Here is a 13,737-nt window from a genome sequence, read left to right as displayed (position 1 = left end):
CGGCCCACCGGGTGCCGGTCACCGGACATCCCGCCGCTCTCCGCCGAACGAGTGGCGTACGGGGCCGTCCGCGCGGAGGGGCGAAACCTTTGCGGGCGGGCCGCGTTGGAATCCGGTGACCACCATCAGCCGCTTCACCGGTGCCCGCTTCCTCCCACCGGTTCCGGCGCTGCGCCGTGCCGCGGCCCGGCTTCCCGAGCGGGCGCGGCTGCCGGTCGCGGTGGCCCTGGTCTGCGAGGCCGTCCTGCTGCTGTGGTGGCTGGCCTTCCACCCGGGCCTGATGAGCTTCGACTCCGTCACCTACGTCTGGCAGGTGACCACCGGGCACTGGCGCAGCGACCACGCGGTGGCCTACGACGTCCTGGTGTGGCTGTCGCTCCAGATCACCGGCGGCCTCGCCGCACTGACGTTCGTCCAGACGGTGGCACTGGCGGCGTCGCTGGGCTACGTGTGCCACGGGCTGCGGGCGCTCGGGGTGCGCGGCCGGTGGGCCGCCGCCGCGCCGCTCGCCGTCGTCCTGGTGCCGTCCACCGGCACCTTCGGCATCTTCGTGTGGAAGGACAGCGCCTACGCCGTCGCCGCCGTGCTGGCCTTCGGCGCCTGCGCCCACCTGGCCGCACGGCAGCGGGACATCCTGCACTGGTGGCTGCTCGCGGCAGCGATGACCGGCCTGTCGGTCTTCCGCAACAACACCTACCCGGCCGTGGTGACCGCGGGCCTGATGCTGCTGATCGCGATGCCGCGCCGCTGGCGGGCGATCGCCGCCGCCACCCTGGTCCCGACCGCGCTGGCGCTCGGCCTCAACTTCGGCGTCTACCCGGCGATCGGCATCCAGGAGCCGCGCACCAGCTCCTACTACGCCTTCAACTACGCCGACATCGCGGTCGCCTACCACCGCGCCCCGCGCGACTTCCGCCGCTCCGACCTGGCGGTGATGTCGCAGGTCGCGCCGCTCACGCACTGGTCGTCCGGCGGCGCCAACTGCGCCTGGGTCGACCCGCTGATGGGGCGGCCCTTCGACCGCCCCGCCGCGGAACGGCTCAACGGCAGGCTGCTCGACGTCTGGGGGCACGTCCTGTCCAAGCGGCCCGACCTGATGCTGTCGGCACACCTGTGCAGGGGCAGGATCGCCTGGGCGCTGCCCCGCAACGACAGCGACATCTTCGTGCAGCCGCCGGTCATCACGGCCGACCGCTTCGGCTACTCCCGGCCCGGCGGGCTGATGGAGCACAGCCGCTTCCTGCCCGCCCTGCGCACCGACCCGCCGTCCGCCTCGCTGCACCGGGCGGGGGTGTGGGCGTACACCGCCGCGCGCGCCCCCGAGCTGACCTGGTTCCTGTGGACCGGCTCGCTGTGGTGCTGGGCCACCTATCTGATCGTGCTGCGCCTGGTGCGGCGCCGCCCGCTGCGGGCCGCGCTCGCTCTGGCGGCGACCACGGCGGGGCTCCAGGTCGCGGTGCTGGTCGCCACACCCGCCGGACTCTTCCGCTACATGGCCGCGCCGGTGCTGCTCGGCTTCCTCGCGCTGCCGCTGCTGACCGCGGCCCACCCCGCCGACCGGCCGCCGGGCAAGGGGCGGGCTCGCGGGTCCGCACGCCGGGCCGCACCCGACGAACCGTCGCCGCCGCGCTCCGGGGCCACCGCATGACCGGCACCGCGCAGGTCGCGGTCGGCGGCCGGGCCCGCGCCAGGACCTGGCGGCCGTCACCCTACGCGGTCGTGGGCACCGGCTTCTGGCTGCTGCTCGCCGTCGTCGCCTGGCACACCCCCATCGCCTCCGACTTCGGCCAGCACGCCTCCGCCGTGCAGCGGGTCGCGGACAACCCGCTGCACCCGGCCAACCCGCTGCTCAAGGAGCCCGGCAACGGCAGCCCCTACTACTCCCCCTACATCGTCACGCTCGGCCTGACCGCCCGGCTGACCGGCGCCGCCGGCTGGCAGATGGTGCGCTGGTGCGGGCCGCTGAACCTGGCGCTGCTCGTCGTCGGCGTCGGCGCCTACGCCAGGACGCTGAGCCACAGGCGGACGGCGCCGGTGTACGCGCTGCTGGCCTTCACCCTGCTGTGGGGGCCCGAGGCCAAGGAGTGGAGCGGCTTTTGCGGGGTGTGGTCGCTCACCCGGGGGGCGTCCTACCCGAGCACCTTCGCGGTCGGGCTGGCCTTCCTGCTGTGGGCGTGGACCGACCGGCTGGCCCGGCGCGGCGGCACCGCGTGGGAGTACGCCGGGCTCGGCGCCGCGGCCGGGGTGCTGCTGCTCGTCCACCCGATCACCGCGCTGGCCGCGACCGTCGGCATCGCGGCGACCGTGGCCGGGCGGCAACGGGGCTGGTCCCGCGAGGTGGCCGGGATGTGGGCGGTGTGCGGCACCGCGGCGGTGGTGGTCGCGGCGGCCTGGCCGTACTTCGACGTCTTCGCGCTCGCCGGCGACACCACCGTCGACGAGGTGCACCGCCGGCTCTACATCCACCCCTGGCAGTGGTACGGCCTCGCCCCAATCGGGCTGCCCGCGCTGGCCTGGCGGGCCAGGCGGCGGCTGCGGGACCCGCTGGTGCTGATGTTCGCGGCGGACGGCGCCATCGCCGCGTACGGCTGGTTCAGCGGCCACTACACCTACGGCCGGGTCTTCGCGCTGCTGCTGGTGCCGCTGCAGTTCGCGCTCGCGGTGGAAGTGGCCGGCGCGCCGCCCTGGACCCGGCTGCGCGCGGTGCTCGCGCCGACGGCCGCGGTCGTGCTGTGCTTCGCGCTCGCGGCGCAGGTCGGCTCCGTGGTCCCGCAGCGCTGGCTGCCGGTGGCCACCCCGCACCCGCAGCGCTGGCCGGACTACGCCTGGGTGGCCGACCGGGTGCCGGTGGGCCAGGTCGTCCTGACCGACGCGTCCATCCCGATGCACGTGCTGCCCGCCTACGGCCTCTACCTGGTCGCGCCGACCTGGCCCGATCCGTCGACCCCCGCCGCGGACCGCGACCGCCGCTGGTCCGACATGACGGCCTACTTCGCCCCCGCCACCCCTGCGGCCCGGCGCACGGCCATCGCCCGCCGCTACGGCGCGGCCTGGCTCCTGCTGCCCCCCGGCCGCCCCGCCCCGACCCCGGCCACGGTGGTGGCCACCTCCCCCCGCACCGGCGAGCGCCTCCTGCGCCTCTCCCGCTGACCGACGCACCGCGCTTGTCAGCGGTGCGGCCCGGCTGCCGCGACCCTTCCGCGCGGGCTGGGGCGGCCCGCACCGGCCCCGGCGGCCGGGCGGGACGCGCCGAGGAGGCCGGGGTGGACACGCCGGGGCGGCCGGGCGGGACGCGCAGGGGCGGCCAGGCGGGACGCGCCAAGGTGGCCGGGGGACGCGCCGAGGCGGCCGGCACTCCGGGAGTGCCGCGCGACCGCCCCGGCGTCCCGCGGGCTCAGCGGGGTTTGCGGAGCAGCGTCCTGAAGGTCCGCATCGCCACCGACAGGCTGGCCAGGTCGAACTCCTCCGCCCCCTGGATCTCCTCCAGGGTCGTCCGCGCCCGTCCGATCAGCCCGGAATTCTGCTCCTCCCAGGCGTGGTAGCGCTGCTCCGGTGTGGCCAGGTCCTCGCCGGCCGCCAGCACGTCGGCGGTCAGCGCCGCGTGCGCGGCGAAGAGGTCCTCACGGATCGCGGCCCTGGCCATCGACTGCCAGCGGTCGGCGCGCGGCAGCAGGATGATCCGGTCGAGCAGCTGGGTGATCTGCAACCGGTCGGCGAGGTCGAAGTAGATCTCGGCGACGTCCAGCGGCTGCTTCCCGCTGCGGTGCGCGACCTCCACGATGTCCAGCGCGGGGAAGGCGGAGGAGAACCCGGCGACCCTGACAGCCAGGTCGTCCGGCACCCCGCCCGCGGTCAGCTCCTCGTGCAGCGACCCGTACCACTCCAGGTCCGCGCCTCGCAGCAGCTTCGGCAGCTGCGACCAGACCGCGGCCACGCCCTCCGTGAAGTCGTCGATGGTCTCGGCGATCTGCAGCGGCTGCGGCCGGTTGTTGAGCAGCCAGCGGGTGGCGCGCTCGACCAGCCGCCGCGAGTGCAGCCGGATCCGGGTCTGCACGGCGGCGTCGACCGTGTTGTCCAGCGACTCGACCTCGTCCCAGATCCCGCCGAGCCCGAAGATCGTGCGGGCCGCGGTGTGCGCCCTGACGATCTCCTCCGTGGTCGCGCCGATCTCCTCCCGGAAGCGGTGCAGGAAGGTGCTGCCGCCGGTGTTGATCGTGTCGTTGACCAGCACGGTGGTGACGATCTCGCGGGACAGCGCGTGGGCGATGATCTGCGGCGCGAACCGCTCCCGCAGCGGCACGGGGAAGTACGCGTGCAGCAGCCTGATCAGATACGGGTCGTCGGGCAGCCCGGTGTGGATCAGCTCCTCGGCCGTGGTGATCTTGGCGTAGGCGAGGATCACCGCCATCTCCGGCTGGCTGAGCCCCTGCCCGGCGTTGAGCCGCTCGCGGATCTGCCGGTCGGTGGGCAGGAACTCCAGCGCCCGGTCCAGATGCCCGTCGCGCACCAGCTTGCGGATGAAGCGCTGGTGGGCGAGCAGCAGGCTGTCGGACTGCGCCATGCTGTTGGCGAGCGCCACGTTCTGCGCGTAGTTGTTGCGCAGCACCAGGTCGCCGACCTCGTGGGTCATCTCGGCCAGCAGGCTGTTGCGCTGCTTGACCGTCAGGTCGCCTTCGCCCACCACGCTGTTGAGCAGGATCTTGATGTTGACCTCGTGGTCGGAGGCGTCGACCCCGGCGCTGTTGTCGATCGCGTCGGTGTTGATCGCCCCGCCGGTGCCCTCAGGGCCGCCGGAGCGGGCGAACTCGATCCGGCCCAGCTGGGTGAAGCCCAGGTTGCCGCCCTCGCCCACCACCTTGACCCGCAGCTGCGAGCCGTCGATCCGGATCGCGTCGTTGGCCTTGTCGCCGACGTCCGCGTCGGACTCGCTCGACGCCTTGACGTAGGTGCCGATGCCGCCGTTCCAGAGCAAGTCGACCGGGGCCTGGAGGATGGCCTTCATCAGCTCGGCCGGGGTGATCTTGGGGGCACCGGGCGCGATGCCGAGGGCCGCGCGCACCTGCGCGCTGACCGGGATCGACTTCGCCGTCCTGGGGTAGATCCCGCCGCCCGACGAGATCAGCGAGCTGTCGTAATCGGCCCAGCTGCTGCGCGCCATCTCGAACAGCCGCCGCCGCTCGGCGTACGAGGTCGCCGCGTCGGGCTTGGGGTCGAGGAAGATGTGCCGGTGGTCGAAGGCGGCCACCAGCCGGATGTGCTCGGACAGCAGCATCCCGTTGCCGAACACGTCACCCGACATGTCGCCGATGCCGACGACGGTGAAGTCCTCTTCCTGGGTGTTGTGGCCCGTCTCCCTGAAGTGCCGCTTCACCGACTCCCACGCGCCGGACGAGGTGATGGCCATCTTCTTGTGGTCGTAGCCGACGGAGCCGCCGGAGGCGAAGGCGTCACCCAGCCAGAAGCCGTAGGAGACGGCCACCTCGTTGGCGATGTCGGAGAAGGACGCGGTGCCCTTGTCCGCCGCGACCACCAGGTAGGTGTCGTCCTCGTCGTGCCTGACCACGTCACGCGGCGGGACGACCTCGCCGGCCACCAGGTTGTCGGTGATGTCGAGCAGGCCTGAGATGAAGGTCTTGTAGCAGGCGATGCCCTCCGCGAGCCACGCGTCCCGGTCGGCCGCGGGGTCGGGCAGCCGCTTGCCGACGAAGCCGCCCTTGGCGCCCACCGGCACGATCACCGTGTTCTTCACCATCTGGGCCTTGACCAGGCCCAGCACCTCGGTGCGGAAGTCCTCCCGGCGGTCGGACCAGCGCAGCCCGCCGCGGGCGACCTTGCCGAAGCGCAGGTGCACGCCCTCCACCCGCGGCGAATACACCCAGATCTCGAACTTGGGCCGGGGCGCGGGCAGCTCCTGGATGGCCTGCGGGTCGAACTTCATCGACAGGTAGCGGTGCGGCTGCCCGTCCTGGGCGCGCTGGAAGTAGTTGGTGCGCAGGGTGGCCTTGATCAGGCTGAGGAAGGACCGCAGGATACGGTCCTCGTCCAGGCTGGCGACCTGGTCGAGCGCGCCGTCCAGCTCCTCCAGGATGCCGTCGGTCAGCTCGCTGCCGGCCCGCTGGTGGTCGGGCGAGAGCCGGGCCTGGAAGAGGTTGACCAGCAGCCGGGTGGTGTGGACGTTCGTCCTGAGGGTGTCCTCCATGTAGTCCTGGCTGAAGGTGGATCCGGCCTGGCGCAGGTATTTGGCGTAGGCGCGCAGCACCATCGCCTGCCGCCAGTCGAGGCCGGCCCGCAGCACCAGGGAGTTGAACCCGTCGTTCTCCGCCCGGTCGGTCCAGGTGGCGGCGAATGCCTCCTGGAAGCGTTCCCTCGCGTCGTCGCCGAGATCGCCGAGCGCGGGGTCGAGCCGCAGCCCGAAGTCGTAGACCCAGACCCTGGACCGGTCGGAGCGGCGCAGCTCGTAGGGCCGCTCGTCGACCACCTCGACGCCGAGCCGCTGGAGCACCGGCAGCACCGCGGACAGCGAGACCGGCGCCCCCGTGCGGTAGATCTTGAACCGCCGCTCCTCGGGTGCGGCCCCCACCGGCTCGTACAGGCTGAGGGTGAAGTCGTCGGCCCCCAGGTTCTCGAAGTGCTGGAGGTCGGCCACCGCCACCCGGGGCGGGAAGTCGGCGCGGTAGCCGTCCGGGAAGGCCTGGCCGTAGCGGCGGACCAGCTCGGCGGCACGCTCCTCGCCGCATTCCGCGGTCAGCGCCTCGGCGAAGCCGTCGGCCCAGGAGCGGGTGGCGTCGGAGAGCCGGCTTTCGATGCGCTCGACGTCGGCGTCATCGAGGTCGCGCAGCGAGCCGCCGGGGTCGATGCGGATCACGAAGTGCAGCCTGGACAGCACGGACTCGGTGTTCCAGGCGGTGAAGTCGACGCTGTGGCCGCCGAGTTCCTCTTGGAGGATGTTGGTCAGCCGCAGCCGCACCGCGGTGGTGTAGCGGTCCCGCGGCAGATACACCAGGGCGGAGAAGTAGCGGCCGTACTCGTCGTGCCGCAGGAACAGCCGGAGCTTGCGGCGCTCCTGGAGATACAGCACGGAGGTGGCGATGGAGCGCAGCTCGTCGACCGGGGTCTGGAACAGCTCGTCGCGCGGGTAGGTCTCCAGGATCTGCAGCAGGTCGCGGCCGTCGTGGCTGTCGGCGGAGAATCCCGCGCCCTCCAGCACCTCCTCGACCTTGCGGCGGACCACCGGCACCCGGCGCACCGACTCGGTGTAGGCGGCCGACGAGAACAGCCCGAGGAAGCGCCGCTCGCCGACGACATTGCCGTCGGCGTCGAACTTCTTCACCCCGACGTAGTCGAGATACGACGGCCGGTGGACGGTGGAGCGGCTGTTGGCCTTGGTCAGGATCAGCAGCTTGTGCTCCCGGGCCTTGGCCCGGGCGTCGGCCGGCAACCGGCTGAACGACGGGGAGTTGGGATGCCCCGGATGCGTGCTGTCGGTGTGCGGGTGCCGCGGGTCGGAGCGCAGGATGCCGAGACCGGTGCCGGGCACGGCGACCAGGACGTCCTCGGGGCCGCTGCCGTCGGTGGACTCGGTGGTCAGCTCGTACTCGCGGTAGCCGAGGTAGGTGAAGTGGTCGCCGTCGAGCCAGCGCAGCAGTTCCAGGGCCTCGCTGGTCTCCTGGGCGGGCAGCGGCGGCGGGTCGGCGGCCAGCTCGTCGGCGATGGACTGCGCGGCCTGCCGCATCTTCGCCCAGTCCTCGACGGACTCCCGCACGTCGGACAGCACCCGGCGCAGGTCGGCGGTGATCTCCTTGAGGTCGGCCCGGTCGGTCTCCCGGTCGATCTCCACGTGGATCCAGGACTCCACCAGCATGTCGTGCGGCGGGGTGCCGTCGCCGTCGCCCTGCTCGGGGGCGCCGGCCAAGACCTCGAGCAGCTTGCCCGTGACATCGCGCCGGACGGTGAACTGCGGGTGGACGACCACGTGGATGGCCCTGTTGGCCTGGGTCAGCGCGTTGGTCACCGAGTCCACGAGGAAGGGCATGTCGTCGGTGACGACCTCGACGACGGTGTGGCTGCACTGCCAGCCGTTCTCCTCGACCGTCGGGGTGTGCACCCGCACGTTCGCGGTGCCCTGCGGGCGTACCTCGGCGAGCCGGTAGTGGGACAGCGCGGCGCCGAAGATGTCGTCCGGATCGCGGTCGACGAGGTCTTCCGGTGCGCTGTGCAGGTAATACCGCTGGAGAAACGCGGTCATCGCCTCTGCGTCGAGGCCCTGACCAGGCAGTCGCCCCTTCTGGCTGTTCTCACCGACCCGCGCTGCCTGTTCCAGCCGCTCGGTCTTGGTTTCGTCCAGCTTGGTCTGCATGTCCTCTGACTCCTGTCGCGCGCCATTGCGTGACGTCGGTGGGTGGCACGACGTACCGCGACGCGGGGTTTCCGCTACGGGACGACGCTATGCCGGAAATGGGGTTCGCCGTGCCCGTCGGCACGAACCTGCCCCGGGAGAACGGATCAACGTTGATCACGACGTCCAGGCTATCGCTCTGTCCGGGGTGGCTGTCAGGAGACGTCTTCGTACAAATGCACCAGACGCCTTTGGCCCGAATGGACAGGAACCGGCCGGGAACGCCCGCGTGACGCGGCGCGATCCGTCAGGCGGCTATGCGCTCCGCCTGCTCGACGGCCTCGGCCAGACTGTCCACCACCGGCACCCCGGCGGACTCCAGAGCGGCCCTGCTGTGCGAGCCCCCGGTGTACAGCACGGCGTGGGCGCCGACGTGCGCGGCGGCGGCCGCGTCGTCCAGCGCGTCGCCGATCACCACGACCCGCTGCCGGTCGAGGGGGCCCAGCGATTCCAGGTGCCTGACCATCTGGGCGGCCTTGCCTTCCGTGGACGTGCCGGTGCGGCCGTCGACTCGCAGGAAGTGCTCGGTGATGCCGTGCGCGTCCACGATCGGCACCAGTTGTGCGTGCGGGGCGAGCGAGCACAGCGAGTGCGTGAGTCCCGCGGCTCTGCGTGCGGCCAGCAACTCGGCGGCCCCCTCGGCCAGCCGGCAGGATTCGGCCAGCGTCCAGTAGTGCCGGTGGAAGGTCGCGTCCATGACCTCCCACTCGGCGTCCGACGGCAGCCGGCCGATCAGCCGCTCGTAGAACCGGGGCACGGGCACGCAGTACAGCTCGCGGTAGCGGTCGAGGGTGATCGGGGGCAGGCCGAGTTCGGCGAAGGAGGCGTTGGTGGCCTCGATCACTGCGTCGATGTCGTGGAAAAGGGTGCCGTTCCAGTCCCACACGAGATGCGTGCTCATGGAAAGAACCGTACTCGGAGGGGATGTCACCACGTCCTGCGGCCTGTGGATAACTCGCCACTTACTCCGACAATACGGTGATCGGCCGGTCGGCCGTTCAGCCGATCAGATTGGGGATCTCCTGGGTGGCGTACCAGAGCAGTTCGTGGTCCTCCGCGCCGTCCACCGTGAACTGCGCGTCGTCGTCGCCGGTGTCCGCCGCGCCCAGGGCATCGGCCGCTGCGGCCACGTCACGCTCGGCGTCGTCCGCGTCGAGGTGGACCGCCGCGGCCTCCGAGAGCGGCACCGGCCGGGAGAGCCGGACCTCGCCGAGCGCGCCCGGGTCGAGCCCGCGGTCCGGGTCGAAGCGCACCGCCGCGTCGGGCACGTCCACCGCGACGACCGTACGGCGGCGCGGCACATCCGGGTGAACGGCGAGCAGCCGCAGCGACGCCTGGGCGGCCCGGGTCAGCGCGGCGTACTCGAGTTCCTCTATGTCGTCGGAGACATACCACTCGCGCAGGCTGGGGGTCACCGCGAAGGCGTCCAGCGGCACCGGACCCACCTCACCGGCCTTGTACGCCTCGGCCAGCCCCGTCAGGGTCGTCGGAATATAGACGCGCATGGCGTGAAGCATACGTGCGCAACCACGCTGATAGGTGAATTCCGCGGCCCGTTCGAACAGCGCCCTCCGCGGTTGCCCGGCTCCCGTGGCCGCCCCTAGAACCGGACTACCAGCCGGTAACGATCTTGGGGAGCCACTCGTGCAGCCACCGCAGCCACCCGCCGTACCCGCGTCGGGCGCCGCCCCTGACCCGCGCCGCAGGCGCGCGCCGGGGCGGGTGCCGCCTGCCGCGCCCGCACCCCCGCGCAGGCCCGGTGGCGCGGGCTCCGCGCCGCCCGGCCGCCGGGACATCAGGCGCCCCCAAGCCGGGCGGCCGCAGCCGGTCAGGCCGCCGGGCGGAGCCGTGCCGCCGCTGTCCGCGCACGACTGGTTCGCCGGCCGGCTGCTCGACGTGCTGACCGGGCGGCAGCCGCTGACGATGCTGGCCGGCAAGGTGAGGGACGAGGCGTACCAGCAGCTGTGGGAGCTGCACGGGCAGCGGGCCGACTGGCGCCCGCGCGGCAACCGCGGGCGTACCCCTTTCGTGTACCGCTGCCACGCTTACCGGACCTATCTCGGGGCGCTCGAAGTGTCCGCGGTGGTCTGCCTCGACCACGACGTCTTCCGCGCGCTGGCCTTCCGCCTGGAGTCCGGCGGCGCCCGTGCGACCTCCGGCTACGGTCCCGAGCGCTGGCACTGCACCGCGGTGGCCGCGCGGTGACCGGCCATCCCCGCGCGGCGCCGGGGCAGCACGCGGCCGGGGGGCGGGCCCCGTCCGGGGCGGCCCCCCGCCGGGGTGCAGACCCCGCCCCCGGCGGGGCCCGGGGGGCATTTTTTCGGGGGGGGGCCCCCGTGGGGGGCCTGGGGCGGGGCGCGCGGGCGGGCCCGCCCCCCCCGCGGGGGGGGGCCGCCCCCCGCGGGCGGGGGGCCCCGCCCCCCCCCCCCCCCCCCCCCCGGCCGGTGTCCTCAGCCGCCCCGCTGCGGGCAGCGGGGCTACTTCTTGCGGCGGCGGCCGCCCTTGGCGGCCTTGCGGCGCTCGGCACGCGTCTGGCCGACCTCGTCGTCCTCGACGGCGGCGTCCGCGGGCTCGCCCGCGAAGTCGCCCTCGACCACGCCGCCCTCGCCGTCGACCGACGGCGCGGAGAAGTGCAGCCGGTCGGCCCGCTTGGGGGCCTCCAGGCCCTTGGCGCGGATCTCGGGGCGGTCCTTGACCAGCGACGGCGCAGCGTTCTGGACCTCGGCATCGGCCATCACCGGCACCTCCTCGACCTGCTGCTCGACCTGGACCTCCAGGTTGAACAGGTAGCCGACGGACTCCTCCTTAATACCGTCCATCATGGCGGTGAACATGTCGAAGCCCTCGCGCTGGTATTCCACCAGCGGGTCGCGCTGCGCCATCGCACGCAGCCCGATGCCCTCCTGGAGGTAGTCCATCTCGTAGAGGTGCTCACGCCACTTTCGGTCCAGCACCGACAGCACCACGCGCCGCTCCAGCTCGCGCATGATGTCCTCGGTGAGCTGCTTCTCGCGCTCCGCGTACTGCTCGTGGATGTCGTCCTTGACGGTCTCCGCGATGAACTCGGCGGTGATGCCGGCGCGGTCGCCGGCCTCCTCCTCCAGCTCCTCGATCGTCGCCTTGGCCGGGTAGAGCTGCTTGAAGGCGCCCCACAGCCGGTCGAGGTCCCAGTCCTCCGCGAAGCCCTCGCGGGTCTCCGCGTCGATGTACGCGTCGATCGTGTCGTCCATGAAGTGCTGCACCTGCTCGTGCAGGTCCTCGCCTTCCAGGACGCGGCGGCGCTCGCCGTAGATGACCTCGCGCTGCCGGTTCAGCACCTCGTCGTACTTCAGGACGTTCTTGCGGATCTCGAAGTTCTGCTGCTCGACCTGCGACTGGGCCGAGGCGATGGCGCGGGTGACCATCTTGTTCTCGATCGGCACGTCGTCCGGCACGTTGGCCATGGACATCACGCGCTCGACCATCTGCGCCTTGAACAGCCGCATCAGGTCGTCGCCGAGGGACAGGTAGAAGCGGGACTCGCCCGGGTCGCCCTGGCGGCCGGAACGACCGCGCAGCTGGTTGTCGATCCGGCGCGACTCGTGGCGCTCGGTGCCCAGCACGTACAGGCCGCCGAGGTCGACGACCTCCTCGTGCTCGGCCTTGACCGCCTCCTCGGCGCGCTCCAGGGCGGCGGGAAGGGCCGCAGCCCACTCCTCGACGTGCTCCAGCGGGTCGAGGCCGCGCTGCCGCAGCTCCGCCTCCGCGAGGTCGTCGGGATTGCCGCCGAGCTTGATGTCCGTACCGCGGCCTGCCATGTTCGTCGCCACGGTGACCGCGCCCTTGCGTCCGGCCTGGGCGACGATCGACGCCTCACGGTCGTGCTGCTTGGCGTTCAGCACCTCGTGCGGCACCCCGCGCTTGGACAGCTGCGCCGACAGGTACTCGGACTTCTCCACCGACACGGTGCCGACCAGCACCGGCTGGCCCTTCTCGTGCTTCTCGACGATGTCCTCGACCACGGCGGCGAACTTCGCCTCTTCCGTGCGGTAGATCAGGTCGGGCTTGTCCATCCGGGCCAGCGGCCGGTTGGTCGGGATCGGGACGACGCCGAGCTTGTAGATCTGGTGGAATTCGGCGGCCTCGGTCATGGCCGTACCGGTCATGCCGGAGAGCTTGTCGTACAGGCGGAAGAAGTTCTGCAGGGTGATCGTGGCGAGCGTCTGGTTCTCGTCCTTGATGTCCACCCCTTCCTTCGCCTCGATCGCCTGGTGCATGCCCTCGTTGTAGCGGCGGCCGGCGAGGATACGGCCGGTGTGCTCGTCGACGATCATGACTTCGCCGTCCATGACGACGTAGTCCTTGTCGTTCTTGTAGAGCTCCTTGGCCTTGATGGCGTTGTTCAGGTAACCGACGAGCGGGGTGTTGACCGACTCGTACAGGTTGTCGATGCCCAGCCAGTCCTCGACCTTGGCGACACCGGACTCGTGGATGGCGACGGTGCGCTTCTTCTCGTCCACGTCGTAGTCGCCGGTCTCCTCCTTGCCGAGGCTGCCGGCCTCGCCGCGGTTGAGCCGGCGCACCAGGCGGGCGAAGTCGCTGTACCACTTGGTGGCCTGGTCGGCGGGGCCGGAGATGATCAGCGGGGTACGGGCCTCGTCCACCAGGATCGAGTCGACCTCGTCGACGATCGCGAAGTTGTGGCCACGCTGTACGAGTTCATCCCTGGACCACGCCATGTTGTCCCGGAGGTAGTCGAAACCGAACTCGTTGTTCGTGCCGTACGTGATGTCGCACGCGTACATCGCCCGGCGCTCCGCCGGCGACATGTTCGCCAGGATGCAGCCGACCTCCAGGCCGAGGAATTTGTGCACCCGGCCCATCCACTCCGAGTCGCGCTCGGCGAGGTAGTCGTTGACGGTGATCAGGTGCACGCCCTTGCCGGACAGCGCGTTGAGATACGCCGGCAGCGTGCCGACCAGGGTCTTGCCCTCACCGGTGCGCATCTCGGCGACATAGCCGAGGTGGAGGGCGGCGCCGCCCATCAACTGGACGTCGTAGTGCCGCTGGCCGAGGACGCGCCTGGCCGCCTCGCGGACCGTCGCGAACGCCTCGGGCAGCAGGTCGTCGAGGGTTTCGCCGTTCTCGTACCGCTCTTTGTACTCGTCGGTGAGCGCCCGCAGCTCGGCATCGGAAAGGCTCTCGAAGTCCTCTTCGATGGAATTGACCTGGTCCGCGATGCGGTGCAGCTTGCGCAGGATCTTGCCTTCGCCTGCACGCATGATCTTGTTGATGACGGACACGTAGGCTGGCTCCTTGCCGGTCGGGCCTGGCGCGGTTGCCGCGCGGGGCACAGCGGGGTT

At 71.8% G+C, this 13,737-nt stretch carries 7 protein-coding genes; 3 read left to right on the top strand and 4 right to left on the bottom strand.

The genetic code is table 11. The annotated features are described in order from the left end of the window. Window positions 1–115: 115 nt before the first annotated feature. Together ACGFMP_RS05030 and ACGFMP_RS05025 are read left to right on the top strand one after the other, a co-directional pair. Window positions 116–1,648, top strand: coding sequence for a DUF6020 family protein (locus ACGFMP_RS05030; protein ID WP_393670358.1), 1,533 nt, complete (start codon window positions 116–118; stop codon window positions 1,646–1,648). Next, entirely contained in the window at window positions 1,645–3,150 is a 1,506-nt protein-coding gene (locus ACGFMP_RS05025; protein ID WP_393670357.1) for a hypothetical protein, read from the top strand. The genes ACGFMP_RS05030 and ACGFMP_RS05025 overlap by 4 nt, the downstream gene beginning before the upstream one ends. 244 nt (window positions 3,151–3,394) lie before the next feature. Here ACGFMP_RS05025 and ACGFMP_RS05020 read toward each other — a convergent pair whose 3' ends face one another. The 3 genes from ACGFMP_RS05020 to ACGFMP_RS05010 all read right to left on the bottom strand — a co-directional run bounded on the left by ACGFMP_RS05020 (window position 3,395) and on the right by ACGFMP_RS05010 (window position 9,900). Then, window positions 3,395–8,356 (bottom strand): NAD-glutamate dehydrogenase, encoded by a 4,962-nt coding sequence (locus ACGFMP_RS05020; protein ID WP_393670356.1) that lies wholly within the window; start codon window positions 8,354–8,356, stop codon window positions 3,395–3,397. Window positions 8,357–8,642: 286 nt separating this feature from the next. Further along, window positions 8,643–9,296: an HAD family hydrolase gene (locus ACGFMP_RS05015; RefSeq protein ID WP_393670355.1), complete on the bottom strand. Its 654-nt coding sequence runs from the start codon at window positions 9,294–9,296 to the stop codon at window positions 8,643–8,645. 97 nt (window positions 9,297–9,393) lie between these two features. Continuing rightward, window positions 9,394–9,900, bottom strand: coding sequence for a DUF6912 family protein (locus ACGFMP_RS05010; protein ID WP_393670354.1), 507 nt, complete (start codon window positions 9,898–9,900; stop codon window positions 9,394–9,396). Window positions 9,901–10,039: 139 nt separating this feature from the next. On the opposite strand from ACGFMP_RS05010, the gene ACGFMP_RS05005 reads away from it, so the two are divergent. Further along, entirely contained in the window at window positions 10,040–10,600 is a 561-nt protein-coding gene (locus tag ACGFMP_RS05005) for an Rv3235 family protein (protein WP_393670353.1), read from the top strand. Between the two features lie 272 nt (window positions 10,601–10,872). Here the strand turns inward: ACGFMP_RS05005 and secA are convergent, their stop codons facing one another. Continuing rightward, on the bottom strand, window positions 10,873–13,677 hold the full coding sequence (gene secA / locus ACGFMP_RS05000; RefSeq protein WP_393670352.1) for a preprotein translocase subunit SecA: 2,805 nt from the start codon (window positions 13,675–13,677) through the stop codon (window positions 10,873–10,875). Window positions 13,678–13,737 lie beyond the last annotated feature (60 nt).

Source organism: Streptomyces sp. NPDC049040, from assembly GCF_043197715.1.
Classification (GTDB): domain Bacteria; phylum Actinomycetota; class Actinomycetes; order Streptomycetales; family Streptomycetaceae; genus Actinacidiphila.
The sequence above is the reverse complement of the archived record's forward strand: the minus strand, read 5'-3'. Positions and strand labels throughout refer to the sequence as shown.